This window comes from Burkholderia humptydooensis (assembly GCF_001513745.1).
GTDB lineage: Bacteria > Pseudomonadota > Gammaproteobacteria > Burkholderiales > Burkholderiaceae > Burkholderia > Burkholderia humptydooensis.
Genome location: NZ_CP013381.1, coordinates 259,416 through 285,832, shown reverse-complemented (window position 1 = coordinate 285,832; position 26,417 = coordinate 259,416). Strand labels below are relative to the sequence as shown.

The 26,417-nt window shown below is 66.8% G+C and carries 25 protein-coding genes and 2 pseudogenes; 14 read left to right on the top strand and 13 right to left on the bottom strand.

Going from position 1 to position 26,417, the window contains the following annotated elements; translation table 11 throughout:
• The first annotated feature begins 64 nt into the window (after positions 1-64).
• Both AQ610_RS19465 and bpsR2 read left to right on the top strand, forming a co-directional pair.
• Positions 65-2,134 (top strand): M3 family metallopeptidase, encoded by a 2,070-nt coding sequence (locus AQ610_RS19465; protein WP_043283264.1) that lies wholly within the window; start codon positions 65-67, stop codon positions 2,132-2,134.
• A gap of 559 nt (positions 2,135-2,693) precedes the next feature.
• Entirely contained in the window at positions 2,694-3,398 is a 705-nt protein-coding gene (bpsR2, locus tag AQ610_RS19460; protein ID WP_080595249.1) for an N-acyl-homoserine lactone dependent regulator BpsR2, read from the top strand.
• Between the two features lie 116 nt (positions 3,399-3,514).
• Here the strand turns inward: bpsR2 and AQ610_RS19455 are convergent, their stop codons facing one another.
• Positions 3,515-4,372: an alpha/beta fold hydrolase gene (locus AQ610_RS19455; protein WP_006029275.1), complete on the bottom strand. Its 858-nt coding sequence runs from the start codon at positions 4,370-4,372 to the stop codon at positions 3,515-3,517.
• A gap of 50 nt (positions 4,373-4,422) precedes the next feature.
• Positions 4,423-5,655, bottom strand: coding sequence for a cation:proton antiporter (locus tag AQ610_RS19450; protein ID WP_043283265.1), 1,233 nt, complete (start codon positions 5,653-5,655; stop codon positions 4,423-4,425).
• A 630-nt stretch (positions 5,656-6,285) separates the two neighbouring features.
• Between AQ610_RS19450 and AQ610_RS19445 the strand changes: the two genes are divergently transcribed.
• From AQ610_RS19445 to AQ610_RS19400, 10 genes and pseudogenes are all read left to right on the top strand, one after another.
• Positions 6,286-6,693, top strand: coding sequence for a DUF4902 domain-containing protein (locus AQ610_RS19445; RefSeq protein ID WP_043283296.1), 408 nt, complete (start codon positions 6,286-6,288; stop codon positions 6,691-6,693).
• 82 nt (positions 6,694-6,775) lie between these two features.
• Positions 6,776-7,396 (top strand): N-acylhomoserine lactone synthase, encoded by a 621-nt coding sequence (locus tag AQ610_RS19440; protein ID WP_006029278.1) that lies wholly within the window; start codon positions 6,776-6,778, stop codon positions 7,394-7,396.
• A gap of 68 nt (positions 7,397-7,464) precedes the next feature.
• A complete protein-coding gene (locus tag AQ610_RS19435; RefSeq protein ID WP_006029279.1) occupies positions 7,465-8,982 on the top strand; it encodes an amino acid adenylation domain-containing protein in 1,518 nt (505 codons plus the stop codon).
• Positions 8,983-9,098: 116 nt separating this feature from the next.
• Positions 9,099-10,118, top strand: coding sequence for an IS110 family RNA-guided transposase (locus AQ610_RS19430; RefSeq protein WP_045554675.1), 1,020 nt, complete (start codon positions 9,099-9,101; stop codon positions 10,116-10,118).
• Positions 10,119-10,407: 289 nt separating this feature from the next.
• Entirely contained in the window at positions 10,408-10,653 is a 246-nt protein-coding gene (locus tag AQ610_RS19425; RefSeq protein ID WP_006029280.1) for an acyl carrier protein, read from the top strand.
• 165 nt (positions 10,654-10,818) lie between these two features.
• Complete coding sequence (locus AQ610_RS19420) at positions 10,819-11,742, top strand: chlorinating enzyme (protein WP_004528420.1); 924 nt, start codon at positions 10,819-10,821, stop codon at positions 11,740-11,742.
• Between the two features lie 90 nt (positions 11,743-11,832).
• Entirely contained in the window at positions 11,833-12,129 is a 297-nt protein-coding gene (locus tag AQ610_RS19415; RefSeq protein ID WP_009915110.1) for a phosphopantetheine-binding protein, read from the top strand.
• Between the two features lie 130 nt (positions 12,130-12,259).
• A pseudogene (locus tag AQ610_RS19410) lies at positions 12,260-12,749 on the top strand (MFS transporter); the annotation flags it as partial.
• 214 nt (positions 12,750-12,963) lie between these two features.
• Complete coding sequence (locus AQ610_RS34175; protein ID WP_080595245.1) at positions 12,964-13,212, top strand: DUF4160 domain-containing protein; 249 nt, start codon at positions 12,964-12,966, stop codon at positions 13,210-13,212.
• Entirely contained in the window at positions 13,199-13,612 is a 414-nt protein-coding gene (locus tag AQ610_RS19400; RefSeq protein WP_009917079.1) for a DUF2442 domain-containing protein, read from the top strand. Before AQ610_RS34175 ends, AQ610_RS19400 begins: the two co-directional genes overlap by 14 nt.
• Before the next feature lie 397 nt (positions 13,613-14,009).
• Here AQ610_RS19400 and tnpC read toward each other — a convergent pair whose 3' ends face one another.
• From tnpC to tnpA, 3 genes are read right to left on the bottom strand one after another with little or no spacing between them, the layout of a single operon-like run.
• Positions 14,010-15,563, bottom strand: coding sequence for an IS66 family transposase (tnpC, locus tag AQ610_RS19395; protein WP_045554676.1), 1,554 nt, complete (start codon positions 15,561-15,563; stop codon positions 14,010-14,012).
• A 30-nt stretch (positions 15,564-15,593) separates the two neighbouring features.
• A complete protein-coding gene (gene tnpB / locus AQ610_RS19390) occupies positions 15,594-15,938 on the bottom strand; it encodes an IS66 family insertion sequence element accessory protein TnpB (protein ID WP_045554677.1) in 345 nt (114 codons plus the stop codon).
• Positions 15,935-16,360, bottom strand: coding sequence for an IS66-like element accessory protein TnpA (gene tnpA, locus AQ610_RS36240; protein ID WP_231748975.1), 426 nt, complete (start codon positions 16,358-16,360; stop codon positions 15,935-15,937). Before tnpA ends, tnpB begins: the two co-directional genes overlap by 4 nt.
• Before the next feature lie 45 nt (positions 16,361-16,405).
• Here tnpA and AQ610_RS34170 point away from each other — a divergent pair.
• Positions 16,406-16,750, top strand: a pseudogene (locus AQ610_RS34170) (glycoside hydrolase family 32 C-terminal domain-containing protein); the annotation flags it as partial.
• Between the two features lie 156 nt (positions 16,751-16,906).
• Here the strand turns inward: AQ610_RS34170 and AQ610_RS19375 are convergent.
• The 7 genes from AQ610_RS19375 to argH form a co-directional block, all read right to left on the bottom strand.
• Positions 16,907-18,301, bottom strand: a complete 1,395-nt coding sequence (locus AQ610_RS19375) for an MmgE/PrpD family protein (RefSeq protein ID WP_051990355.1) — start codon at positions 18,299-18,301, stop codon at positions 16,907-16,909.
• Complete coding sequence (locus AQ610_RS19370) at positions 18,298-19,206, bottom strand: polysaccharide deacetylase family protein (RefSeq protein WP_006029673.1); 909 nt, start codon at positions 19,204-19,206, stop codon at positions 18,298-18,300. Before AQ610_RS19370 ends, AQ610_RS19375 begins: the two co-directional genes overlap by 4 nt.
• Complete coding sequence (locus AQ610_RS19365; RefSeq protein WP_009917210.1) at positions 19,203-20,075, bottom strand: polysaccharide deacetylase family protein; 873 nt, start codon at positions 20,073-20,075, stop codon at positions 19,203-19,205. The genes AQ610_RS19370 and AQ610_RS19365 overlap by 4 nt, the downstream gene beginning before the upstream one ends.
• Before the next feature lie 7 nt (positions 20,076-20,082).
• Positions 20,083-20,922 (bottom strand): ABC transporter substrate-binding protein, encoded by an 840-nt coding sequence (locus tag AQ610_RS19360; RefSeq protein WP_006029672.1) that lies wholly within the window; start codon positions 20,920-20,922, stop codon positions 20,083-20,085.
• Positions 20,923-21,018: 96 nt separating this feature from the next.
• A complete protein-coding gene (locus AQ610_RS19355; protein ID WP_006029671.1) occupies positions 21,019-21,822 on the bottom strand; it encodes an amino acid ABC transporter ATP-binding protein in 804 nt (267 codons plus the stop codon).
• The gene (locus AQ610_RS19350) at positions 21,819-22,712 is read right to left on the bottom strand and encodes an amino acid ABC transporter permease (RefSeq protein WP_006029670.1); all 894 of its coding nucleotides are present in this window, start codon (positions 22,710-22,712) and stop codon (positions 21,819-21,821) included. Before AQ610_RS19350 ends, AQ610_RS19355 begins: the two co-directional genes overlap by 4 nt.
• Positions 22,706-24,139 carry an argininosuccinate lyase gene (gene argH, locus AQ610_RS19345; RefSeq protein WP_006029669.1) on the bottom strand — a complete coding sequence of 478 codons (1,434 nt, stop codon included), beginning with the start codon at positions 24,137-24,139 and terminating at the stop codon, positions 22,706-22,708. The genes AQ610_RS19350 and argH overlap by 7 nt, the downstream gene beginning before the upstream one ends.
• Before the next feature lie 126 nt (positions 24,140-24,265).
• On the opposite strand from argH, the gene AQ610_RS19340 reads away from it, so the two are divergent.
• The gene (locus AQ610_RS19340; protein ID WP_009917209.1) at positions 24,266-25,144 is read left to right on the top strand and encodes a LysR substrate-binding domain-containing protein; all 879 of its coding nucleotides are present in this window, start codon (positions 24,266-24,268) and stop codon (positions 25,142-25,144) included.
• A 46-nt stretch (positions 25,145-25,190) separates the two neighbouring features.
• Here the strand turns inward: AQ610_RS19340 and AQ610_RS19335 are convergent, their stop codons facing one another.
• Entirely contained in the window at positions 25,191-26,324 is a 1,134-nt protein-coding gene (locus AQ610_RS19335) for a porin (RefSeq protein ID WP_006029667.1), read from the bottom strand.
• Between the last annotated feature and the right edge of the window lie 93 nt (positions 26,325-26,417).

The following is a 26,417-nucleotide window of genomic DNA, read 5'->3' as shown; positions in this document are numbered from 1 at the left end:
GCACTCCTTGCGTCTTCATACAATCATCGCTATCGTTCAGTGACATTGAAAGAGGAGCGGATTCGTGACACAGATAACATTAGCCAATCCCCTTCTGGATCGTTCTCAATTACCCCGCTTTGAATCAATTCGCGATTTCCATGTACGCCCCGCCATCGACGCGCTTCTGATTGATCTCGATAACGCGATATCGCGTGCCAGCGCAAAAAATTTGTCGCCGAATTGGGTCAATGTGATTGAGCCGGTGAGTCTCGCGCTCGAATCGCTCGACTATGCATGGGGCGCCGTCGCGCATCTCGTATCGGTGCGCGATTGCGCGCCGTTGCGCGCCGCGTACGGAGCGTGTGCGGGACGGGTGTCGGCGGCGCTGTCGCGCTTTCGGCAAAACGGCGCGCTGCTCGATCGCTATCGCGCGGTCGCCGCGTCGGCAGGCTTTCACGCCCTCTCGCCCGAGCGGCGCCAGGTCGTGCGGAACCTGATACGCGACGCCCGGCTCGCCGGCGCCGAATTGCCGCCGGGCCCGAGAGCGCGGCTGAACGAGCTGCGCGAGCGCATCGCGCAGCTCGCCGCCGTGTACCAGGACAACATCGCCGACGCCACCCGCGCGTTCGCGCGCATCGTGACGACAGACGAGGAGCTCGACGGCATCCCCGACTACGCGCGCGCGGCGGCCGCCCGACGCGCGGCCGAGGGCTTCGAATTCACGCTGGATTTCGCGTCCTACCAGCCGGTCATGCAGTTCTCGACGCGCCGCGCGTTGCGCGAGGAAATGTATCGGGCGCGCTCGACTCGCGCGTCGGAATTCGACGCGGCGGGCGTGAACGACGCCGCGCAGCGGGACAACGCGCCCGTCATGGCGGAAATTCTGAAACTGCGGCGCGAGGAAGCCGCGCTGCTCGGCTATCGCGATTTCGCTCAGATGTCGCTCGAACACAAGATGGCGCGCACCCCGGCGCGCGCGCGCGCGTTTCTCGAGCGCCTTCATCGGCGAGTGAGCCCTAAGGCGAGCCTCGAGTGGCAGGCGCTGCAATCGTTCGCGCGCGGCGAGCTGGGCCTCGCCGACGTGCAGCCCTGGGACATCGCGTTCGTCGCCGAGCGCATGCGCGAGCGGTGCTTCGGGGTTTCGACGCAGGACGTTCGCCGCTATTTCCCCGAACACGCGGTGTTGCGCGGGCTATTCGCGCTCGTCGAAACGCTGTTCGACATCCGGATCCGCGCCGACGAAGGCAGCGTGTGGCATCAGGACGTGCGCCGATACCGGCTCGAGACCCTGCGCGGCGAACCCGTCGCGCATCTCTACCTCGATCTGTATGCGCGCGACGGAAAACGCGAAGGCGCGTGGGCGGCGAGCGGCCGCTCGCGCGGCACCGGCGCCGACGGCGCGATACGCACGCCCGTCGCCTATCTGATGTGCAACGTGGCCGCGCCCGCCGCCGGCATGCCCGCGTGCTTCGCGTTCGATCAGGTCGTGACGCTGTTCCATGAAATGGGCCACTGTCTCCACCATATGCTGACCGGAGTGGCCGAAAGCGCGATATCCGGCACGAACGGCATCGAATGGGATGCAATCGAATTTCCGTCGCAATTCATGGAGCACTTCTGCTGGGATCCGGAGGTCGTTTCCACGCTCAGCGCCCATGTCGACACCGGCGAGCCATTACCGGACGCGATGTTCGAGCGCATGCTCGCGGCGCGTCATTTCAACCAGGGCATTGAAATGGCCCATCAGATCGCGCTGTCGATGCTCGATATCGCTTTGCATTCCGGCGAATCAATAGAATCAGTCAATTCAATGCAAAACACGATGCATGAAATTTATCAAAAATATGAATTTACGCCGCTAGATCGGCGGGCGCGAAGCGCGAACACATTCAGCCACATCTTCTCCGGCGGTTATGCGGCGACCTATTACAGCTATCAATGGGCGCAGGTGCTCGCGGCCGATGCGTATGCGGCCGTCGAGGAAGCCCGCGCCGAGCGCGCGGACGCGGGCAAGCGCGAAGCCGGCATGCGCTATCGGAAGGAAGTGCTCGAGCCGGGCGGCAGCCGGCCCGCGCTCGACTCGTTCGTCGCCTTCCGTGGCCGCGCGCCGAGCCTCGACGCGCTGCTGCGGCACTGCCGGATAGACCGCTAGCCGCCTCATCCCGGAGCTCGCCGCCGGTGCGTCGTCTCCGGCGCCTCCAGCGGCGAGCGGCCCGGCGGACATGAAAGCCCGGTGCGGCCGCTGCCGCCGAAGTCGCCCGCGAGTCTCCCTCAGCCTTCGATCACTCGGCCGGACGCGTCGGGCGCATCCGCGCGGCCGGGGCGAATGACCGCGGCCGTGCGGCGATCGCGCGTCGAGGCTCACAAAAAATACACAGAATTGTTGCGGCATGCGTCATTTTTTCGCCTAACCGGACTAGTAAAATGTTTACCCCTCAAATTAGTCGTCACGGGCTGCAAATCGGAACATCTCCGAAAATTCCAACAATTAATTTGGAAAATTATCGGATACCCGATCAATGCACAGGAGTGCTCAAAACCGTAATTGTTGTGGCAATATCTTCGCAGTCGGGATGGAGACCCTCTTCTCCCCCCGACATCATTTCACCACCAGAGTGAACCAAAAATAATCCACACCGGACTGCAGACCTTCATCGAGGTCGGCATCTGAATACTGTTTTTTCTCAGTATTTCAATGCGAGGATATGGAGATGCACGACTTTCTTCAATTTTGGCTAAACGAATTTTCCCGCAGTGAGAACCCAAAGCACGTCATTTCCGTCTTGACCCGCGCGGCCGCGACGCTCGGCTACGAATATGCCGCCTACGGAATGCGCCGCCCCTTTCCGATCAGCAATCCGCAGATCCTCATGGTGTCCAACTATCCCGCCCGATGGCAGGAACGCTATATCGAAGCGCGATTCGCAAACGTCGACGGCGCGGTGAAGGCCGCGCTCGGCAGCGACCGGCCCGTGACCTGGAGCGCGCCCGCCAACGCATCGAAAAGCGCATTCTGGGCGGAGGCGCTGTCGTTCGGCATCGCCCACGGCTGGTCGTCCGCGTCGCGGGGCGCGGACGGCGCGATCGGCGTGCTGTCGCTGTCGAGAACGCAGGGCCCGATCGACACCGCGGAGAAGTTTCGCAACGAGAGCATCGTGCACTGGCTCGCCAATGTCGCTCATGCGTCGATGGCGCCGTTCCTGCCTGCCGCCGACGAGTTCGATCCGGACCTCACGCGCCGCGAGACCGATGTGCTGAAATGGACCGCCGACGGAAAGACAGCGTACGAAATCGCGCTGATTCTCAGCATCTCGGAGAGCACCGTCAATTTTCACGTGAAGAATATCGTCTCCAAGCTGGGCTCCACGAACAAGATACAGGCCGTGGCCAAGGCCGCGTTGATGGGGATGCTGTGACGGCCTCGTCATGACGACCGCGACCTCGGCCTCGCCCCCGAACGCCCCCCGCGCTTCGCGCGTGCCGGACCCGGCCGGCTCGCACGCTCATTCGATCGGAACATTCCGAATCCGCATCAGAGCGCCTCGCGAAGCGTCGCCTCGCCGGTGACCAGGAACGCGACGACGCTGTCGACGATATCGGCATTGCCCCGGCAGATTTCGTAGTGATCGCCCGTCACGCAAACGTTGCGCGCGCAACGACGCAACAGGCGGGATATGTCGAGCGATCCGGCCGGATCGACGTGCATGTCCGCCGTCGACACGATCGACAGCGCCGGATGCGCGACCTGCCTCGCCACCTCCCTGAGGTCGACGCCGCGGTACGCGAGGTAGTTGATCCCATACCGGTGCAGATGCAGCGCCGACGAAAACGGCTCGCGCAGATGCGTATGAAACCCGGTCTGCCCGCGCTCCTGCGCCGCGGCGATCTTCTCCTGAATCGAGCCGGCGACCGAACGGCTCTTCGCCGCCAGCGACAGGAAGATGTCCATCTGGCGCTGGATGTCGGTCTGCGCGGCGACCGAAGCCGGCAACAGATATTCGCCGCTCACGAGCACGAGGCGCGAAATCGCGTCCGGATAATGCTGCGCCGCCAGCAGCGCGACGCCGGCGCCCGAGCAATAGGCGATCACGTCGACGGGGTCGTGCCGCCCGCGTCGCGCCGTCGCCCGAATGACGCTCGCCAGATCGCGCGCGTGCGTCAGCGCGGCGATGCCGGCCTCGTCGTCGTCGCGCTCGACATCCAGCACGAATCGCGACTCCCACGTCACGACGGTGAAGCGGGACCGAAGCGCGTCGTAGAACCCGTTCAGCATCGCGTGCCGCGCGCCGAACGGCAGCACGACCACGACAACCGGCGCATCGGGATGGGCGCAGGCGACGAACGCGTTCAGCTCGCGCCCGTCGTCGGCGATGATCGATCTTCTGTTCATGTGAGAAAGCCGTTCAGGATGAGGGGCCGCCGCAACCGAGCTTCGCGGCGTCAGGCGGGGCGCAATACCGCGCGCCGCCACAACCGGACGAACGGCGTCGTCATCGCCGTCGTCGTCAGCGCGACGAGCAGAAGCACCGCATAGGCGCTTTGCGACAGCGCATGGATCTGCAGCCCCGCCGACAGCACGACCAGCTCGACGAGCCCGCGCGTGTTCATCAGCGAGCCGACGAGCGCCGCGTCGCCCCGGTTCATTCCGCAGAGGCGCGCGCCGAGATACGCGCCGCCGAACTTGCCGACGAACGCGACGCACAGGAACGGCACGAGCCACAGCCACGGCGAGGCGCCGTCGAAGCTGTCGAAGGTGACGCGCAGTCCCGAATGGACGAAGAACACGGGCAGCAGCACCGCGTTCACGAAGCCTTCCATCTGGCGCTCCCATTGCGCCTGCAGCCCCGGCACGCCGCGCAGCATCACGGCGGCGAGCAGCGCGCCGAACGCGCTGTGCACGCCGATCGCCGTGGTCGCCCACGCGCAAGCCAGCACGTACGGCACGACGACGCTCATCAGCCTCGCGGGCGACGCCCGCTTCGCCGCATCGGCGGCGAGCGGCGTGACGACGAACCGCGCGGCGAGCTTCGCCAGCAGCAGGAACGCGGCGATGCCGACGACGATATGCGACGGCCCCGCGGCATCCGCACCGGCGACGGCGATGGCCGAGACGAACGCGAGCATGATCCAGCCCGCGAGGTCGGTCAGCATTGCGGCCGACAATGCGAGCAGCGACGGCGGCGCATCGACGAGCGCCATGTCGATGACGATTCTCGCCATCACCGGCAGCGCGGAGACCGACAGCGCGACGCCGCAGAACAGCACGTAAGGCCACGCGGCGATTCGCGGCGCGAGCGCGTCGTGCGACAGATAGCCGATCGCCATGCCGCCCGCCAGCGGCAGCAGCATGCCGATTCCGGCCACCACCACCGCAGGCGGCATCTTCCTCAGCGAACGCAGCGTCGGCGCGCCGCCGAGATTCATGTGCAGCCCGATCTGGAACATCAGCGCGATCACGCCGACCTCGCCCAGTTGCGCCATGCCCGACGACGCGGCGGGGCCGAAGATCATCGCATGAAAGTTCGAATCGATCGCGCCGAGCACGGCCGGGCCGAGCACGATGCCCGCGGCCAGCTCGCCGACCACTTTCGCTTGCCCGACGCGTTGCGCGAGCCAACCGAAGCAGGCGCACGCGGCGATGATCGCCGCGAGCTGCAATAACCACATAACCATCCGGATCCTCCTCGGCTCGACCGGCGTGATGGCGGGCGATCCGACAGCGTTCGTGTCCCGGCCGACATTCGGCCGCCAAAGCCGCGTCAGTACAATGCAAAGCCTCGGCCGGAACAACTATCAAATCTGATAGTCGGTCGGCTTTTTTTATATCGAATATCGTGAAACGCCCGAATGGAGATCGGTTAAGGCAATACGGATAGCGGCGCGTTACGCCATGAATTCATATCGTATTCCCATGAAAACCGTCTCGCCGAATGCCAGTTCAATTCCGCGCGGACCGCATTTCAGACGCAATTAATTGCTTGCGCATCGATCATCGATTAGGCAGAATCCGCCGAACAAAACGCTTTGTCGCCGCATTGCCACCGCATTGTCGACATTGCCGCCGCGCTACGCCGGGCCGATCGGCGTCACGCGATATGTCCGTCCGTCATTCACGCCCGCCACGATGCGGCATGGACGCCGTTCCGTCACGTTCGCGCCGCGGCGCCGATGTCCGCGGCCGCCGCGCGGGCTTGTGTCCCGGCATGCCGCGGCCGCCGCGCATGCGCGGCGGCTCGCCGCTCATTCAACCACCGGCGCGGGCAGGCAATGCGCCGCGCCCCGCGCGTCGGAAGGAGGTATCACGTGGCCCAACGCCTAGCTCCGGCTTCATCCGCACCGGCGGCCGCCGGCCGGGACGGATACGTTCGCCTGTCGCTGCCGCAACTGGCGCGCGTGTCGCTCGCGCCTATCTGCGCGGCCGCGGACGATCAGATCCTCTCCGAGCTCTGGGACCTCGGCACTTGCGCGCTGCGCGCCGGCTATTGCGAATGGATCGACGCGCACGGGGCCGCGCCGACGACGCTCGGCTGGTCGTGGTTCGTCGACGTCGAGAAGATTTGGCGAATCGTCCCGGACAGCCTGACATCGAATCTGATGATTACCAGCGCCAAAGGCTATGACGTCGGCCCGGCAAATACCCGGCAATGTCTATTGGATTGGCTGGCCAAATTCGATTGGCGCGGATTGCTCATCCCGCTGATTCATGATTGAAATTCGAAACCTGTAGAAAATCGTAGTTTTGCAAAATTCTCACATCGTCTCTAATGTGTGCATCTAAAGAGAGTACGCACACATGATCGATACGACCGTCATAAGCGCCGCGCAACTGGATTCCACCGTCAAGGCAGCACTCGGCAATTATCGTCGGGCGATATTCATCGAGAAACTCGGCTGGCCATTGCCGTTGGTCGATGGGCTCGAGATCGATCAATTCGATCGTCCCGATACGATTTACGTGGTCGGCAAAACGGAGTCCGGCGATATCTGCGGATGCGCTCGCCTGCTGCCCACGACGAGGCCCTACCTGCTCGGCGACGTGTTCCCCGATCTGATGGGCGACGCGGCGCCGCCCTGCTCGGCGCACGTGTGGGAAATCTCGCGATTTTCGTCGTCGATCCTCTCCGGAGGGCCGGACGCGCTGCGGCAGGCTCACCGCAATACGCGCATCCTGCTCGCGAAAATCGTCCGCTTTGCGCAGGCGGCCGGCGTGAAGCGGCTGATCACCGTTTCGCCGCTCGCGGTCGAGCGGCTGCTCAACCGTCTGAAAGTCCATATTCACCGCGCGGGTCCGCCGCGGCTGATCGACGGCAAGCCGGTGTTCGCGTGCTGGATCGAAGTGGACGACATCACGCTCCAAGCGCTCGACATCGAGCCGGCCGCCGATTCGGCCGCCGGCGCGCTGCGCCATTCGTGAGCGGCCGACGCCGCGCGCCATCGCCCCCGGCCCGGCGGGCATTAGCCTTCCTGAACGCGAGAGAATCCGTGACCTCAACCAGCGTCAATCGTCTGTTCACTTCGCAAGCCCGCCTTGCGCCCGAAGCGCTCGCGCTCTCGAGCGGCGACACGCGCCTCACGTACGGCGAGCTCGAACGATGCGCGAACCGCCTGGCCCGACGCCTCCTCGACAGCGGCGTGCGGCCGCGCGACCGGGTCCTGCTCTGCCTGCCGCGCTCGGTCGACGCGGTGATCGCGATGCTCGCGATCATGAAGACCGGCGCGGCGTTCGTGCCGGTCGATCCCGCGTATTCCGACGCGATCAAGCGCGGCTATGCGAGCGACAGCGGCGCGCGGCACGCGCTCGCGCGCGCGGCCGACGCCGCGGCGTTTCGCGGCGGCGCGCTGTGCGTGATCGACGCCGACGATCTGTCGGCCGCACGCGATGACGAGGGGCCCGAAGTCGATGCGGGGCACGACGGGGAAACGCCGGTGTACGTGATGTTCACCTCCGGCAGCACCGGCCGGCCGAAGGGCGTGATCGTCGCGCACCGCGGCGTCGCGCGGCTCGTCAGGGAAACGAACTATATCCGGATCACGCGCGAGGACACGCTGCTGCTGCTCTCGCCGATCACGTTCGACGCATCGACGTTCGAGATCTGGGGCGCGCTGCTCAACGGCGCGCGGCTCGCGATCTACGAGGACGCCACGTTCGATCCGAACGCCGTCAGCCGGCTCATCGCGCGCGAACAAGTAAGCGTGATGTGGCTCACCGCGGGGCTGTTCCATCTGGTCGCGCGGCGCTTCGTCGGCATGCTGGCGGGGCTGCGCGTCGTGCTCGCGGGCGGCGACGTGCTGAGCGCCGCCGCGATCGGCGCGGTGTTCGACGCGTTCCCGTCGATCACCGTCATCAACGGCTACGGCCCGACCGAGAACACGACGTTCACGTGCTGCCACGTGATGACGGCCGACCGGCGGCCGACCGGTACGGTGCCGATCGGCCGGCCGATCACGGGCACCGACGTTCGCATTCTCGACGCCGCGCTGCGCGAGGTGCCTGACGGCGAAGAAGGCGAGCTGTGCGCAAGCGGCCTCGGCGTCGCGCTCGGCTACCTGAACGCGCCCGACGCGACGCGCGCCGCGTTCGTCGACTGCCCGGCGACGGGCAGCCGGCTCTATCGCACCGGCGACCGCGCGCGGCGCCGGGCGGACGGCGTGATCGAGTTCCTCGGCCGCAGCGACCGGCTCGTGAAGATACGCGGCTACCGCGTGTCGCTCGACGAGCTGCAATCCGTCCTCGCCGGCATTCCCGGCGTCGAGGAGGCGCTCGTCAAGGTATCCGAAGAAGGGACCGGCGAGAAGCGCCTCAGCGCGATCGTCCAATCCGGCCGCGCCGAACCGGACATGAAGGCCTACGTTCGCCGCGAACTGGCCAAGCGCGTGCCGCCGTTCCAGATTCCCGACGACATCCGGATTTTCCAGCACATCCCGCTCAACGCGAACGGCAAGCTCGATCGCCACCGGCTGCCGGTCAGCGAGACCTCGACCCTCGGAGAATTGAAATGAACGCGTCCCACCCGAAACCGTGAGAGCAGAGGAAGTGGGTGGATCCTCACGGGCCAACGGCATCGAAGTGCCCAAGTGGAAAATGCACGCATTTCCCGGCAACCGGAGGATCCACGATGAACAGTATGGCAGTGGGCGTAGATATCGCCAAGAACGTGTTCCAGGTGCATTACGTCGATCAGGGCAGCGGAGAGATCGTCAACAAGCCGATCAAGCGGGCGAAGTTTCTGGAGCACTTCGCGAACCGTGCGCGGTGCCTGATTGGGATGGAGGCGTGCGGCGGCGCACACCACTGGGCGCGGGAACTGACGCGGCTGGGTCATGAGGTCAGGCTGATGCCAGCGGAGTTCGTGAAGGCATTCAACATCCGCAACAAGAATGATGCGGCGGACGCGCGGGCGATCTGGCTGGCGGTGCAGCAGCCGGGCAAGCCGGTGGCGATGAAGACGGAAATGCAGCAGGCGATGCTGGCGCTGCACCGGATGCGCGAGCAGTTGGTGAAGTTCCGCACGATGCAGAGCAACGGACTGCGCGGGTTACTGACGGAATACGGCGAGGTGATGAGCCGGGGGCGAGCGAAACTGGACAAGGCCATCCCGGCGGCACTTGACCGGCTCGCGGAGCGCCTGCCGGCGGCGCTGATCGATACGTTGCGGGAGCAGTGGAGCGGGTTGGCGAGGCTGGACGGGCAGATCGCCGAGATCGAACGCCGGATGCGTGAATGGAAGAAGGAGGATGGAGCGGTTGCGGCGATCAGCGAGATTCCCGGCGTGGGGCTGCTGACGGCAACAGCGGCGGTGGCGATGATGGGCGATCCGAAGGCATTCAGTTCGGGGCGCGAGTTTGCGGCGTGGGCCGGCCTGGTACCGAAGCAGACCGGCTCGGGCGGCAAGGTGAACCTGCACGGGATCAGCCGGCGCGGCGACACCTATCTGCGAACACTGCTGATTCACGGCGCGCGAAGCGTGTTGAGTCATGCGAAGGAGCCCGGCCCGTGGGTCGAGCAGATGAAGAAACGGCGGCCAGCGAATGTGGTGATCGAGGCGCTGGCCAACAAGATGGCGCGGACGATCTGGGCGGTGCTCGCTCATGACCGGCCGTACCGGAAGGACTACGTGAGCGTGAAGCCAGCTTGAGTGGCTCACGCAAGAGTAGAAAGATCAACGCTTAACACAGGGTGAACGTCGAAAGGTTGCGCAGCAATCGAGTGTGATGACAAATCAGGTAGGACCGGGACTCGCTAAACCTGAATGGCTTGAAGAGCTCCGAAAGCTCGCCAGGAGAATGAGGTGCGAGTCAGCGTATTTCATAGGGGCCCGCAGCGGCAGGACCGGCTGCAACAAGGCCGGATATAGAGCTGCAGCCCATCCTGTCCGTTAAAACACACGAAAACTGTTGCAAACGGGACGCGTTCATATAGAAGCCATGACCCACACGATAGACATCACCGAAACGATTCACAACACCTGCCGCAGCGTGCTCGGGATTCCCGATCTTCAGTCTGACGAAGATTTCTTCGAGCGCGGCGTGAGCTCGCTCACGATCGTCGAGCTGCAGATCCAGATCGAGCAACTGGTGCAGCGCCAGGTGCCGACGAGCAAGCTGATGGCGGCGCCCACCGTTCAAGGGTGGTCGCAGGTTTATCGGGAGGCCGCGGCCGCCGCGTCGTGACGAGCGACGCGGCGCAGCGGCGCGCGACGGCGACGTGAACGGTGCGCGGGCGCGGCGGCATGCCCGCGCGTCGCACCGGCGCCGGCCGCTCGACACGCGCACGAGCGCAAGCACTAGCACGAACAGGCCGAACGAGCCACAACCAGGATCCAGAGGAACAACACCATGTCGCAATTCAAGCTGACGCCCGACGAAATCGCCCGCTTCCGCGAGCAGGGCTACATCGGACCGTTCAAACTCTATTCGGAGGACGAAGCGCGGGAGCGCTACCGGCAGATCCGCGCGCAACTGTTCGACCGCGAATACGCGATCTACGAGCTGCCGCCGAACAGCCCGATCGCGAACTACGACCGGCATCTGGACGTGAATCTGCTGAGCGAGCACATCATGCGCGCGGAGATCGTCCACAAGCTCAATGCGATCCTGGGCCCGGACCTCATCTGCTGGCGCTCGGAGATGTTCCCGAAATACCCCGGCGACGAAGGCACCGACTGGCACCAGGCCGACACGTTCGCGCACGCGTCGGGCAAGCCGCAGGTGGTGTGGCCCGGCGACGGCCGCTTCGGCGGCGCGGTGACGGTGTGGACCGCGTTCACCGATTGCGACGAAGAAAACGGCTGCCTGCGCTTCATGCCCGGCACGCATGAGGAAATGTTCTACGACGAATCGAAGAAGATGACCTTCGATCCGTCGAACATCAACGCGCTCGAGAAGGACGGCATCAAGCGCGGCTTCTTCGGCTACGACTACCGCAGCCTGCAGAAGGACCCGGACTGGAAGCCGGACGAGCGCAACGCGGTGTCGATCAAGATGAAGCCGGGCGAGTTCGTGATCTTCTGGTCGACGCTGATGCACTCGTCGTTCCCGAACTCGACGAAGGATCGCACCCGCCTCGGCTACGCATGCCGATACGTGCCCGCGGCGGTCCAGATCTATCCGGATACCGATACCGTCAGCGAATACGGCAGCGAAGTGAAGCTCGACAAGTACGGCGTCGTGCTCGTGTCGGGCGAGGACGGCTTCCGGCACAACCGCCGGGTCGAACGCAACGCGCGCGGCGTGCCGTTCGTGCGCCACGCCGGCGCGTAATCCGGCGCGAGCCCGGCACGGCCGCGGCGCGAAGACGGAAAACCGCCCACGGGGAGCCGCCGCTCCCCGTTTTTTCTTCGGAGGAAGACCATGACGCCCCACGTCGAAGTTCCGCACGTCCAGCGTATCGACCACGCGGTGCTCGCCGTCGTGCGGGCCGTGCTCGATCGCCCGGACGCCGCGATGAACGACGCGTTCCTGTCGATCGGCGGCTCGCTCCAGGCCGCGCAGCGCGTGGTCGCGCAGCTCCAGCACCGCCTCTGCGCGGACATCGCGCCGCACCTGCTGCTGAACAGCACGTGCATCGGCGATTTCGCCGATACGCTCGCGCGCACGCTGAACGGCGCGCCGGGCGACGCCTGCGCGCCGCCGCCGCGCTCGGTCTGAGCGCGGCAGCCGCAGACGCCAACCGCGCGCGCCGTGCCTCGCGCGAGCGCGCGCAGATTGCCCTCGCCGAAACCTTGATGCCCCTGCCGCTGGACGATCTCGAAGAAGATCTCGCCGGGCCGGCGCTTGACTCGTGCTGATCGGCCTGTGGGTGCGCGCGAGCATGGACGGATCGCAGGCATTCGTCGAGCAGGTCGAGCACGGCCGCCGCCGGCTGAAGCTGCCGGTGCGCGAGGGGCTCACCCGTCATCCGAAGGCGTACGTCTACATCGTCGCGCTGCGTCTCGCCGAGCTGTTCACGATGTATATCGTCACCGCGTTCGCGCTCAGCTATTCGACGTCGAACCTCGGCATGTCGCGCGATCTGTTCCTGAACATCGGCCTGCTCGTCGGCGCGCTGAGCGGCGTGACGATCCCGTGCTTCGCGTGGCTCGCCGACCGCTTCGGGCTGCGCCGCGTGTCCATCGCCGGCGCGCTCGTCGGGCTCGCATGCGCGGTGCCGTTCTTCGTCGCGCGCGAGGCGCGCGACCGTCTGGATCGTGATCTGCTCGGTGCTACTCGCGAACGTCGCGCACGACATGGTGGTGAGTGTCCAGCAGCCGCTGTTCACCGAGCTGTTCGCGTAGACCAAAATAAAGTCGTCACCGTTTCCGAAATAAAGATGTCAACTGGCAGGCCCAGCGAGGGTCCGCTTGGAAAAATTCATAAAAATCATATGGTTGGGCACGCGAATTAAAGTCGTCACCGTCGCGCTTCTCCGCAGGTGTCAACTCGGGGCTGATTGGATCGGCGCGGCGCCTATCCCAGGCGGTTGGGTTTGTGTAAAATGACGTCATGCCGACCGTACACCGCTTCGATGGCCTGCGCGTGGTCATCTACCCGAACGATCATCGACCCGCGCATGTCCACGTCAGAGGAGCGGACGGCGAAGCGGTGTTCGTCCTGCATTGCCCCGATGGCCCGCCCCGGTTGCGTGAGAGCTACGGCTTCAGCCGAACCGAGGTCACGCGCATCGAGGCTACCCTCACGGACGTCCTCCTCGCCCTTTGCAATGAATGGAGAGACCTTCATGGCCGTTACTGATCGCGAATTCGAGCAAGCGCAGGCGCGCATGCACGCGCTGCGCGAGCACGGCTATGCCGTGGCGGCCCGCTACGATCGCCGCAGCGCCCGCGTGGTGGTGAAGCTGAACACGGGCGTGCAGATTGCCTTTCCGGCGGCACTAGCCGAAGGCCTGAGCGGTGCGACGCCCGAGGATCTGGCGCTCATCGAGATCAGCCCGGCCGGGCTTGGTCTGCACTGGCCGCGGCTCGACGCCGACATCTACGTGCCGGCGCTGCTGCAAGGGGTCTTCGGTTCGAAGAACTGGATGGCGCGCGAACTCGGCATGGCCGGCGGACGCGCGCGCAGCGCTGCAAAGGCGAATGCCGCGCGCGAGAACGGACGCAAGGGTGGGCGACCGCGCAAAGCCGCCAATGGGTAAGGCCCAGTGATTGTCGTGCCGTTTCCCGGGGTAGAGTGGCCTCGGCGCGACAAGGGTTAGCGGTCTGCCCCTCAAACAATCGCCCATCGAATCAACGACTTCCTGACTGGTCTGAATGGCGCAGCCGATGCCCGGCCGGCCGCGGGCGGGCCGACGACCGGCCCGGCGGCCAGGACCCGTCCGGGCTGTTTAGCGGCGATCATATGAATTTTCGTGGATAGCTGTCCACGAGCCGTCGCAAAACGTATTGTCTAGCGTTAGAAATGTACGTTATACAAGCCTTGAACCCTCTCGGAGCCGCGAAGCGGCGTAAGCACCTCACGACGGCCGTCCACAATGCGACGCCCGCGTGAAGCATGATCGGGATTCGGGCTACCTGGATCTCACTGGCTGGCAATCATGCAGGCGATGGTGCTGGATCCGGCTGCCGGGGCAGTTTCTTGGCGACGTTCCAGGGTAGCAGTTCGTCGATGCGGTTGATGGGATGGTCAGCGATATGGGTCAGGACGTATTCGAGGTAGGCGCGCGGGTTGATCCCGTTGAGCTTGCACGTGCCGATCAGGCCGTACATCGCCGCAGCCCGCTCGCCCCCGCTATCGGAGCCGGCGAACAGGAAGTTCTTGCGACCCAGACTCACGCAGCGCAGCGCGTTTTCGGCCAAGGCGTTGCTGATCTCGGCACGGCCCTCTTCGCAGTACAGCATGAGCGCGTCCCACTGGTTGAGCGAGTAACGGATTGCCTTGGCCAGCTCGGATTTCTTCGACAGCGTCGCGAGCTTGTCCGTCATCCACGCCTTGATGGCTGCCAGCAGCGGCGCGCTTTTCTCCCGCCGCACGCGCAGTCGTTCAGCGGCGGGTTGGCCGCGGATATCGGCCTCGATGCCGTAGAGTTCGCCGATCAATTCGAGTACCTGTCGGGTCGCGTCGGTCGGCGTGCGGTCGTGAACCTCGTAGATGTACCGTCTCGCGTGGTCCCAACATGCAGCTTCACGGATCTTGCCGCTCTCGTACAGTTCGTTGAAGCCGCTATAGGCGTCGGCCTGCAGGATGCCCTTGAATCCGGCGAGATGGGTCTGCGGGTGGATGCCCTTGCGGTCCGGCGAGTAGGCAAACCACACCGCAGCCGGTTCCGTCGAGCCCGAACGGCTGTCGTCGCGCACGTACACCCAGAGCCGTCCGGTCTTCGTCTTCTTGTTGCCCGGCGCGAGCACCGGGATCGGCGTGTCGTCCGCGTGCAGCTTGGACGGTGCCATCGTGTAGCGGCGCAGCGCCTCAGTCAGCGGCTCGCAAAGCGCCTCGCACTGGCCGACCCAGCGGCCCATGCTGGCCGGATCGAGCTTCACGCCGTCGCGCGCGGCAATCTGCGACTGCCGGTACAACGGCGTGTGGTCCGCGTACTTCGAGACGAGGATGTCGGCCAGCAGGCTCGGATGGGCGATGCTGCGCGTGATCGGCAAGCCCGGCATCGGCGACTGCGAGACATGGTGCCCGCACGGACAGACCGTCTTGCGCCGGATCGTGCGAATCACCTTGAACACTGCCGCGACCCGGGCGAGTTGCTCGGACACGTCTTCTCCGAGTGGCTGCATGGCGCTGCCGCACTTCGGGCAGGTCGCATCAGCGTCCAGCACACGTTCTTCGCGCGGCAGATGTGGCGGCAGCGCCTCTTTCGGCGACGCGTCGCCGACCGGCGTGCTTGCGCTCGATTGGCGGGCACGCCGCACATCAGCGACACCACGCCCACCCGTCAGATCCTCGAGATGCGTCTCGAGTCGCGCGACCTCCCGATCCAACTGTTCGGACTTGCGTCCGAATTGCATGCGCTTGAGCTTGTCGATCTGCGCCTTGAGGTGCTCAATCTCAAGATCGCGTTCGGCAAGCTGGGCACGGGCCTCGCTCAGCAAGGCCCGCAGCGTTTCAACATCGTCAGGAAGTTCGGCGCCGTTCGACATGCGGCGCAGTTTACGAGCCTTCTTCGCGGTTTACAACATCGACAGTGCAGCGGTACGGCGCGGCTGCCGCCAATCGATGCCTTCGAGCAACATCGACAGTTGTGCCGCCGTCAGATGAACCTTGCCACCATCAGCCTGGGGCCAGACGAAACGGCCACGCTCAAGCCGCTTCGCGAGAAGCCAGAGCCCGTCATCGGTCGCCCACAGGACCTTCACGAGATCGCCGCGACGACCGCGGAAGATGAACACATTGCCGCCCAGCGGATTCTCCTCGAGCGCCGTCTGCACCTTTGCCGCCAGCCCCTGGAACCCGCAGCGCATGTCGGTGACGCCCGCCACCAGCCAGACGCGTGTACCCGTGGGCGGAGCAATCACGATCGCAAGCTCCCCAGTACGGCCCGCAGCGTCTCGGCGTCAACGACGCCGTCGACCTTGACGACTACGCCGCCGATCCGAATCTCGATCGTCCCGGTTCGCTGAGTCGGATGGCCGACGCCGAGTGCGTCCGGTGGCATCGCCACGCACGCCGGCGGCGTCTCATGAACCACCGACACCGGAATCAGGGATGGCGTTTCGGCCTGCAATTGCGCGCGATACCGACTCCGCCAGGTGAACAGCATGTTTGCGTTGATGCCATTCTCCCGCGCCAGCTTCGCGACCGACACGCCGGGCTCACAGGCCGCGGCTGCGAGTCGGCGTCGAAACTCAGGATCATGGTTCGGGCGCCCTTTGCGGCTACCCGGCTTGACTTCCGACTCTGTCACAGTGATGTCCATCAAATCGAAAATGATGGGCACTACTTTGATGTCGCTCCTCGTCGCCGTCTACGACGGCCGTCGTGAGGTGCTTACGGCACGCGGATCGTCTACAACACCGCGAAGCGAACGCTGACGCTCGACCGGTCGCAATCGGGCGAAACGAATTTTTCCTGCGCGTTCAGCCAGCGGCACATCGTGAACCTGGCGCTGCAAAACGGGCGGTTGCCGCTCGAGATCGTCGTCGATCGCGGCTCCGTCGAAGTGTTCGCCGGCGGCGGGCGCACGGCGATCACCGACCTGATCTTCCCGCCGCTCGCGGCCGACCGGATCGCCGTGTTCGCGGAACACGGCAGCGCGACGTTCGGTGGGTTGACGGTCACGAACCTTGCGGCGCAGGACGATGCGGAACGCGCCTGCGAGGTACCGTAGCGACGCATGCCGGACGATGCCGGCGGCACGGCGCCGATCCCCGTATCCGCGCGCGTAGCGGGCAGGACTGACGCCGCTGCAAGACAGCAACGCGGGCGCGATCGGCGATCCTGGTCGTTCGCGCGGCGGACGATATGTCGATGGCGGCACCCTGCATCAACGCATCGGCTCGCTCGCCTCCGCGTCGCCCGCGAGTGCGTCCTGCAGCACGCGCGCATCGGCCAGCCGCTCCAGCGACAGGCACGCATCGGCCAGCGCATCGGCACGCGCCTGCCCGAGCGCCGGCTCCGACAACGCGCGGTATTTCGCGAGCAACGCGTCGTCCGCGAGCGGATTGCGCGGATCGCCGAGCGGGACCGGCACGTGGCGCGACGCGGGTGCGGGGCCTGTCGCATGCAGTGTCACGGTCGGTTCGTCGAGATCGCCGAGCGACGGATCGACGTCGACCGAGATCCGATCGAGCATCGCCGCGACGCGCGGATCGGCCCGCCGCTCCTCGCGATAGACGCCGATCCCCGTGTCGCCGAACACGAGCGCCGCCGCGACCGCGTACGGTAGGCTCATCTGCGCGGACGACAGCGTCGACAGGTCGCGGCCGCCGCACATTCGCACAACGAAGCCGCTCGCGCGCACGACGATCCGCTCGATCTCGCCAGCATCGAACGTGCGCCCGCCCGCGAGCTGCAGCGTCGCGTCGACTGCCGCGTGCGCGCTGCGGCACGACGCATGCGGCTTGATCGAGCAGAGCATCAGCTTCCAGTTCACACCGAGGCCGTCGGTCAATGCGTCGGCCGCGTGCGACTGCGCGGCGAACGTGCTGAAGAAGCCTCCCCACACGTCCTCGAACACCTGCGCGGGGCCGCTCACGCCCTCGCGCGCGAACAGCGCCGCGAGCACGCCGCCTTCCGCCGCCCGCCCCGCGTGAAGCCGCTTCGTCTGCGATCCGTCGTGGATGAAACCCCACAGCCCGCCCGCGAAGCTCGCCGCATGGCCGAGCGCGTCGCGCGTGCGCGCGGCGTCGAGCCCGAGCATGCGCGCGCTCGCCGCCGCCGCGCCGAACACGCCACAACTGAGCGTCGAATGCCAGCCCGCGCCGTTGTGCGCGGAATAGCCGCCGGCCGCCTCGAGCACGCGCCGGCCGACATCGTAGCCGAGCACGATCGCTGCCAGGCATTCGCGGCCCGATACGGACCTGGCCGCGCAGGCCAGCGCGGCGAGCGCGGCCGGCAGCACGACCGCGCCGGAATGATCGCAGCCGCCGGAATCGTCGAGTTCGAGCGCGTGCGCGGCGATCCCGTTGACGAACGCCGCGTCGCGCGCGCCCGCCGCCCGGCGCGTGCCCCACAGCAGCGCGCCGCCGCGCTCGGCGGCGCCGGTCAGCGCGCGGGCGCTGCGCGTCTCGACGGCCGACGCCCCCGCGAGCGCCGCGCCGAACGTATCGAGCACGTGCCGCTTCGCCTTCGCGACGACGTCGTCCGGCAACGCGTCGGCGGGCGTCTGCGCGACGAACGCGGCGAGCCGCGTGGCGCGCGTTTGCATATCGGCCGTCATCGCGCTGCCTCGTCGGCCACGCAGCGCGCGAACACGTCGACCGGATGGCCGGGCGCATTGGCCGGACCCTGCGTACGCCACCAGCGCGCGATGTCGCGCCCCGTCGCGAACCATGCGTCACCGGCGTCGCGCATGTGCGCGAGCAACGCGCGCAGCAGGTCGATCCGCCCGGCGGTGCCGATGATTTCCGGATGGAGCCGCAGCACGCAGCAGAGCCCGAAGCGCCGAAAACCATCGAAGTCGCGCCGCCAGTTGTCGAGCACGTCGCGGTAAGACGCGATGCGCGCCTGGCCGACCGGCACCGGCGGCGACAGGTTGAACACGAAATACGGCTCGTCCTCCAGTTCGTAGTGCAACGGCAACTCGACCAGTCGCGCGCCGTCGGCGCGGCTGTTGCCGGACGGATGGAAATACGGCAGATCGTCGCCGCGCCACGACGACGACCATGTGAAACCTTCCGCGACGAGGAAATCCGCGAAGCCGCCGGCCCAGTTGCCGGTGAACGAGCGGAAGCCGTCCGCGTCGCGCCCGATCGTTTCCGCGAGCGCCGCGCGCCCGGCTCGGCACGCATCGATCTGCGCGGCGAGCGGCAGCGCGTCGAAATCCTCGCAGCGGTAGCCGCTCACGCCGAGCTCGTGGCCGGCCGCGGCGATCGCTCGCACGGCATCCGCGTGCGTTTCGGCACCGACGCCCGGCACGAACCAGCTCGCCGGCACGCCGAACTCGTCGAATGCCGCGAGCAGCCGGTCGACGCCGCGCGTCGCACCGTAGCGCCACACCGACAGCGATTTCTCGCGGCCGGCGATGCCCGGCTCCTGCGTCTCGATGCCATGGATGTCATTGAAGTCGACCGTGATCGCGACCGCGCATCGCGCGCCGCCCGGCCATGAAGGAAACGTCGTCACGTGTTGTCCCGTTGTGTCGGCCCCGCATCGCCCGCGTGCTGCGCGAGCCACCAGTCGGCCACCTCCCGGCAGCGCGCGAACCACACGCCGCCCTGCGCCTGCATGTGCCCGAGCCAGGCTTCCAGCAGCGCGATGCGCCCCGGCTTGCCGCAGACCTTCGGATGCAGCAGCGTGGTCAGGCACAGGCCGTCGCGATACACGCCGTCGAATTCGCGCGTCCAGTTGTCGAGCGTCGCGTTGTAGCCGGCGATCCGGTCGAGCCCCGCCGGAAAATCCGGATTGCGGTGATACGCGAGCGACGCGTAATCGTCGGTCTCCCAGCGGCCGGGTATCTCGACGAGCGGCGGCTCGCCGTCATGGCCGGGTAGCAGGTACGGCCGGTCGTCGCCGCGCATCGAGCTCGAATAGCGCACGCCCGCTTCGCGCAGCACGGCCAGCGTCTGCGCGCTCCAGTCGCCGGACGGCGTGCGGAACCCGACGGGCCGCACACCGAGCGTGTGCGCGAAGATCTCGGCCGACTGCGCCATGACCTCCCGCTGCCGCTCGGGCGCGAGCGTCCAGAATGCTTCGTGCCGGTAGCCGTGATAGCCGATCTCGTGGCCGCGTTCGACGATCGCCGCGCATTGCGCGGGCCACGTCTGCGCGACCCACGCCGGCACGAAGAATGTCGCGGGCACATCGAAGGACGCGAGCATGTCGAGCAGCCGGCCGAGCGCGCGCCACGGCCCGTAGCTGCCGAGCGTGAAATACGCGGGGTTGCGCCAGATCGACCCGTTCAGCATCGCGTCGCCGGTCGGGCCGTCGAGATCGAACGCGAGCGCGACGCACGCGCGCTTCGCGTCCGGCCAGCGGGGAGCAAGGCCAGTCATCGCGCGCTCAGTGCGTGCCGTTGACCATCGCCTTCGACACCGCGTGCTCCTGCAGCCCCCACTTCGTCAGGATCTTCTGGTAGGAGCCGTCCGCGATCATCTGGTTGAGCGCGGTCGTCAGCGCGCTCGAGAGCGCGGTATTGGTCTTCGCGACGCCGATCCCCGTGTATTGCGACAGGAACGGCTTGCCGACCGGCGCATACGCGTTCTGCTCGAGGCTGTTCTGGTACGGCAGCGTCTCGCCACCCTGCACGGCCGCGTCGATGCGATTCTGGCGCAACTGCATCCGCGCATCCGACGAACCGTCGGTGCCGACCACGACGATCGCGGGCTTGCCGGCCTTCACGCAATTCTCCGCGCTCCACGCGGCCGTGTTGTCCGGGAACGACGTGCGTCGGCTCGAGCCGACGCGCTTGCCGCACAGCGCGCCCATCTGCGCGAATTCGCCGGCGCGCGCCTTCAGCGTATAGAACTGTGGGCCCGTCTCGATGTAGTCGACGAAGGTCACCGCGTCGCGACGCGTCGGCAGGTCGGTCATGCCGGACAGGATCATGTCGACGCGCTGTGTCGCAACTGCGCTCATCATCTGGTCGAAGCTCGTCTCGACCCAGTTCAGCTTCGCGCCCAGCTTCGCGGCGAGCGCCTCGCCGAGATCGACGTCGAAGCCCGCGAGCTTGTCGGTCGCCGGGTCCTTGTATTCGAACGGCGGGTAGTTCGGCACGATCGCGACGTTCAGCGTGTGCTTCGCGGCGGCGGGCGCTGCCTGCGCGGCCGCGAACGAAGCGTGAAGCGCGACCGCGCCGAATGCGACGGCGGCCAGCGTGCGGGTCAGGATGGATGCTTTCATGGGGTGTCGCCTTGTCGTTGTGGAGTAATGGGGGCTACGCCCGTCTCGTCGACGAAACATTCGTTCGGGCGCTTCTGCACGGGGCGTCCGGCCCGTTCACGCAATCACGGCGGAGATGAAGTCGCGCGTGCGCGCATGCGTCGGCGCGGACAGCACCTGGTCGGGCGGCCCGCTCTCGACAATCCGGCCGGCGTCCATGAACACGACGCGATCGGCCACCTCGCGCGCGAAACCGAGCTCGTGCGTGACGACGATCATCGTCATCCCGCTCTTCGCGAGGTCGCGCATCACGGCCAGCACCTCGCCGACGAGCTCGGGGTCGAGCGCGGACGTCGGCTCGTCGAACAGGATCAGCTGCGGATGCATCGCGAGCGCCCGCGCGATCGCGACACGCTGCTGCTGGCCGCCCGACAGCTCGACCGGAAACGCGTCGCACTTGTGCCCGAGCCCGACGCGCGCGAGCAGCGTGCGCGCCTCTTCCTCCGCTTCCTTGCGGCGGCGCTTGAGCACCTGCACCGGCCCTTCGATCACGTTCTCGAGCGCGGTCTTGTGCGGGAACAGGTTGAAGCGCTGGAACACCATGCTGGTCGACAGCCGCTGCCGCGCGATCTGCCGCTCCGACAGCTCGTGCAGCTTGTGCCCCGCTTGCCGGTAGCCGGCCAGTTCGCCGTTGACCCACAGCGCGCCCGCGCTGATCGTCTCGAGCTGGTTGATGCAGCGCAGGAACGTGCTCTTGCCCGATCCCGACGGCCCGATGATGCAGAGCACTTCGCCCTGCGCGACGTCGAGCGTGATGCCGTGCAGCGCCTGGAAATCGCCGTACGACTTGCGCACGTCGACTGTGCGAACGACTGCGTTCGTCATGATGTTCTCCCGATGGTTGAGGGTCGTGCCGTTCATTTGCGGCCCGCCGCGCGGCCCGCGCCGCGTGCGAAGCGCCGTTCGACGCGAGCCTGCGCGAACGACAGCACGGTGACGACCGCGAGATACCAGATGCCCGCGACGATCAGCAGCTCGATCACACGCGCATTCGCGTAGTAGATGTTCTGCGCGTTGTGCAGCATCTCCGCGTACTGCACGACGCTCGCGAGCGACGTCAGCTTGACCATGCCGATCAGCTCGTTGCCGATCGGCGGCACGATCATGCGCATCGCTTGCGGCAGGATGATCCGGCGCAGTGCCTGCAGGCGCGCCATGCCGATCGATTTCGCGGCCTCGTACTGGCCGGTGTCGACTGACAGCAGCCCCGCGCGCACGACTTCCGACGTATACGCGCCCTGATTGATGCCGAGCCCGAGCACCGCCGCGAGGAACGGCGTCATCACGTCGACGGTCCGGAACTCGGCGATCCCCGGAATGCCGAGCGTCGGAAACACCAGCGCGAGGTTGAACCACAGCAGCAGCTGCAGGATCACCGGTGTGCCGCGGAACAGCCAGATGTAGCCCTGCGCGATCGCGCCGAGCACCGGGTTCGACGACAGCCGCATCACCGCGGTGACGACCCCGAGCACGATACCGAGCGTCATCGCGAGGACGGTCATCACGATCGTGTTGCCGAGGCCGGTGAGGATCGAACGCGCGGTCAGGAACTGGCCGACGACGCGCCATTCGATCTGCCCGCGCGCGAACGCGAGCGCCACGTAGGCGAGCGCGGCGACGATCGCGATCGACGCGACATAGCGGCCCCAGTAGCACCGGCGCACGCGCACGAGTGCGGCGGTGTCGTCCGCCGCGGCGACGGCCGCGGCCGGTGCGCCGTCGAGACGATGCGAATCGGATGCGCTCAGCATGACGGCCCCCGGTAGTCGGCCGCCCACGCGGCCTGGCGTTCGATCGCGTTGCTCAGGCGGTCGATCTGTTCGAGCACGCGCGCGGGCGACGTGCCACCGGCGCCGCCGCGCGCGGCGACGGCCGCGTCGAGCGTCAGATGCTCGCGCACCGCGGGCGCCAGACGCGCATCGACGGCCTGCAGCATTTCCGCGCTCGCGTCGGCCAGCTCGATGCCGTCGCGCTCGCATGCGCGCACCAGCGCGCCGGTGATTTCGTGCGCCTCGCTGAACGGCACGCCGGAGATCGCGAGCCAGTCGGCGACTTCGGTCGCGAGCGTGAAGCCGAGCGGCGCCTGGCGGCGCATCTCGTCGACGTTCACGCGCATCGTGCGGATCATCCCGGCCATCGCGGGCAGCACGAGTTCGAGCGTGTCGATCGAATCGAACGCGGCGACCTTGTCCTCCGCCAGGTCGCGGTTGTACGCGAGCGGCAGCGACTTCAGCGTCGCGAGCAGCCCGCTCAGGTTGCCGATCAGCCGCCCCGCCTTGCCGCGTGTCAGCTCGGCGATATCGGAGTTCTTCTTCTGCGGCATGATCGAGCTGCCCGTCGCATAGCCGTCGTCGAGTTCCACCCAGCGGAATTGCCGCGACGTCCACAGGATCACTTCTTCCGACAGGCGGGACAGGTTCACCGCGAGCATGCTCGTGACGAACACGAATTCGGCCACGTGATCGCGCGCGGCGACCGCGTCGATCGAGTTCTCGCACGGCGCGTCGTAGCCGAGCTCCAGTGCGGACAGCTCGGGCCGCACGCAGATCGCCGAGCCCGCGAGCGCGGCCGCGCCGAGCGGCGAGCGCGCGGTGCGGCGATCCCAGTCGACGAGACGGTCGACGTCGCGATATAGCGACTGCGCGTGCGCGAGCAGCTGATGGCCGAACACGATCGGCTGCGCGGGCTGCAGGTGCGTGAAGCCGGCGGTGACCGTGTCGACGTGCAGGTTTGCCTGGCCGACGAGCGCGTCCTGCAGGTCGAGCACGCCGCGCACGAGCTGGCGCGCCTTGTCGCGCAGATACAGCCGCAGGTCGTTCGCGGCCTGGTCGTTGCGCGAGCGCCCGGCGCGCAGCTTGCCGCCGAGCGCCGGCAGCCGCTGCGTGAGCACGCGTTCGAGGAACGTGTGCACGTCCTCGTCGGCGAGCGACGGCGCGATCGCGCCGGCCGCGTAATCGCGCCCGATGCCGTCCATCGCGGCGAGCAGTTGCGCGAGCTCGTCGTCGTTCACGATGCCGGCGCGGTGCAGCTCGCGCGCATGCGCACGGGAGCCCGCCAGGTCGTAAGGCGCGAGGCGGAAGAAGCTCGGGTCGGAGCGCGACAGGTTCTGCAGCGCATCGGACGGTTTCGACTGAAAGCGACCGCCCCACAGGCGTTCGATCGGTTCGGTAAGACTCATTTCGGTCGACCTCGACTCGGTTGGATTGCCCCCACTGTAGGCATTCAATTTTTTTTGTTGTAGCGAGAAATCAAATCCGTTTAAATGAAATTTTTCTCAGCACTGCCAACTCCGACGAATCCGCCGATGCGCAATCGCCTGCCCCCGCTGAACCCCCTTCGCGCGTTCGAGGCCGCCGCCCGGCGCGGCAGCGTGTCGGCCGCCGCCGACGAGCTGCACGTGACCGCGAGCGCGGTCAGCCATCAGATCCGCATTGTCGAAAGCACGCTCGGCGTCACGCTATTCGTCCGATCAAAGACGCGCGTAAAGCTCACGCCCCAAGGCGAGGCGCTGCTGGAACCGGTCGGCACCGCGTTCAACATGATCGCGAACGCGACCGTCAGGCTCGACTCGCCGGCCGCCGTCGGCGATCTCGTCGTGTCGACGCCGTTGTCGCTCGCATCGCGCTGGCTCGCGCGGCGTATCGGCGATTTTCTCGAACGCTATCCGGGTATTCATCTGAAGGTGATTCCGTCGAACGACGATCGCGAGGTCTACTCGCAAGACGTCGACGTGTGCATCCGCTACGGGGAAGGCAACTGGCGCAACCGGCGCGTCGAGCTGCTGTCGCATCCGGCGCTGTTTCCGGTCGTGAGCCCGGCGTTGATGAACGGGCCCGACGCGATCCGCAAGGTGCAGGATCTCTCGGGACGCCCGCTGTTCTGCGAGCATTCGGGCTCGTGGATGCGGTGGCTCGCGGAAGCGAACGCCGACAAGCTGCCGGACATCCGCATCCTCGAGATCGGCAATGCGCACATCGGCGTCGAGGCCGCCGCGCGCAGGCAAGGCGTCGCGCTCGGCGACAGCCTCTCCGTGCGCGACGACCTGATCGACGGCACGCTCGTGCGGCCGTTCAGCGCGGCCGTGCCCGCGCGGTATGCGTACTACCTCGTTGCGCGCCACGAGCTGGCCGACACGCCGCTCGTGACCGCGTTCACGTCGTGGCTCCACGCGCACCTCGCGTGACGGCCGCGCGTTGAACTGCGGCGGGGCCCTCGGGCCCCGCCGGCGGTCAGAAGCGATGCCGGATGCCGACCAGCGCGAGCTCCTGCGTGCGCTTGCCCGAATCGATGTCCGACGGCCCGATGACGGCCTGCGCGTCGCCCGTGCCGTTCGAGCCCGATGCGTGGCCGTAGCCGACCGATGCGTACAGATCGGTGCGCTTGCTGAGCGCATAGTCGACGGCCGCCGTCACCTGGTGATAGGTCGCCGACGAATGGCCGCTCGATTTCAGGTAGTTGTAGCCGACCTCGGCGACGAGCGGCGCCGACACTTGCCACTGCGCGTACACCGACCCGTTGTTGTAGCGCTCGCTGTCCTTGAATGCCGAGCTGGCGTCAGCCACGTATTCGGAGAAGCTGTAATAGCCGCCGAGCGTCACCGGGCCGACCGCGTATTTCGCGCCGGCGCGCAGGATGTTGATCGAACGCGCGGACGCGTAGGCCTTGTTCACCGACGTCGCGAAGATGCGGTCCGCGCTCGACGTGCCGCGCGTTGACAGCGACGCGCTGCCGTTGTCGATGTGCATGTAGCCGGCCGCGGCGCCGAACGGCCCCGCGTTGTACGCGAGCGCGCCGCTGTACGACTGGCCCGAGCCCACCGATCCCGCGACGCCGCCGAACGAATAGGTCGCGACGGCCTGCAGGCCCGACCAGACGGGGCTCGTCCACTTCACGGTGTTGTTGAAGCGCAGGCTGTTGTCCGCGTCGTCGACGTCGCCCGGCGACGTGAAGTACTCCAGATAGTTGTCGCCCTGCACCGGCTGCACGAGATCGCGCAGCGCGTCGTACTGGCGGCCGAGCGTGACCGTGCCCCAGCGCGCCGACGCGACGCCGACGTACGCCTGCCGGCCGAACTCGCGGCCGCCCTGGTTCAGCACGCCGGTGTTCACGTTGAAGCCGTTCTCGAGGCGGAACACGGCCTTGAGGCCGCCGCCGAGGTCTTCCGAGCCGAGCAGGCCCCAGCGGCTGCCGGACATCACGCCCGAGGTCAGGCCGAGCTTCGTGCTCTTGCCCGCGACGTTGTGCGTGTACTGGATCGCGTCGTCGATCACGCCGTACAGCGTGACCGAGCTTTGCGCGCACGCGTGGTTGGCCGCGCCGGCCGCGCCAAGCGCGACGGCGGACAGAATCAGTCTTCTTTTCATGAAATTTCTCGTATTGAACGGATGGGATCTCCGCCCGGCCGGCGCATGCCGGCGAGGCCCGCCAAGGTTAGGCGTTGAGATTCCCGCGCGTGA

Coding starts and splice junctions, on each gene's coding strand:
- bpsR2 (WP_080595249.1), top strand. CDS start 2,694: ATGCACGACTTTCTTCAATTTTGGCTAAACGAATTTTCCCGCAGTGAG.
- AQ610_RS19375 (WP_051990355.1), bottom strand. CDS start 18,301: ATGACGGCCGATATGCAAACGCGCGCCACGCGGCTCGCCGCGTTCGTC.
- AQ610_RS19450 (WP_043283265.1), bottom strand. CDS start 5,655: ATGGTTATGTGGTTATTGCAGCTCGCGGCGATCATCGCCGCGTGCGCC.
- AQ610_RS19400 (WP_009917079.1), top strand. CDS start 13,199: ATGGCCGTTACTGATCGCGAATTCGAGCAAGCGCAGGCGCGCATGCAC.
- AQ610_RS19425 (WP_006029280.1), top strand. CDS start 10,408: ATGACCCACACGATAGACATCACCGAAACGATTCACAACACCTGCCGC.
- AQ610_RS19455 (WP_006029275.1), bottom strand. CDS start 4,372: ATGAACAGAAGATCGATCATCGCCGACGACGGGCGCGAGCTGAACGCG.
- AQ610_RS34175 (WP_080595245.1), top strand. CDS start 12,964: ATGCCGACCGTACACCGCTTCGATGGCCTGCGCGTGGTCATCTACCCG.
- AQ610_RS19440 (WP_006029278.1), top strand. CDS start 6,776: ATGATCGATACGACCGTCATAAGCGCCGCGCAACTGGATTCCACCGTC.
- AQ610_RS19340 (WP_009917209.1), top strand. CDS start 24,266: ATGCGCAATCGCCTGCCCCCGCTGAACCCCCTTCGCGCGTTCGAGGCC.
- AQ610_RS19355 (WP_006029671.1), bottom strand. CDS start 21,822: ATGAACGGCACGACCCTCAACCATCGGGAGAACATCATGACGAACGCA.
- AQ610_RS19365 (WP_009917210.1), bottom strand. CDS start 20,075: ATGACTGGCCTTGCTCCCCGCTGGCCGGACGCGAAGCGCGCGTGCGTC.
- AQ610_RS19360 (WP_006029672.1), bottom strand. CDS start 20,922: ATGAAAGCATCCATCCTGACCCGCACGCTGGCCGCCGTCGCATTCGGC.
- AQ610_RS19335 (WP_006029667.1), bottom strand. CDS start 26,324: ATGAAAAGAAGACTGATTCTGTCCGCCGTCGCGCTTGGCGCGGCCGGC.
- AQ610_RS19420 (WP_004528420.1), top strand. CDS start 10,819: ATGTCGCAATTCAAGCTGACGCCCGACGAAATCGCCCGCTTCCGCGAG.
- AQ610_RS19350 (WP_006029670.1), bottom strand. CDS start 22,712: ATGCTGAGCGCATCCGATTCGCATCGTCTCGACGGCGCACCGGCCGCG.
- tnpC (WP_045554676.1), bottom strand. CDS start 15,563: ATGTCGAACGGCGCCGAACTTCCTGACGATGTTGAAACGCTGCGGGCC.
- AQ610_RS19415 (WP_009915110.1), top strand. CDS start 11,833: ATGACGCCCCACGTCGAAGTTCCGCACGTCCAGCGTATCGACCACGCG.
- argH (WP_006029669.1), bottom strand. CDS start 24,139: ATGAGTCTTACCGAACCGATCGAACGCCTGTGGGGCGGTCGCTTTCAG.
- AQ610_RS19430 (WP_045554675.1), top strand. CDS start 9,099: ATGAACAGTATGGCAGTGGGCGTAGATATCGCCAAGAACGTGTTCCAG.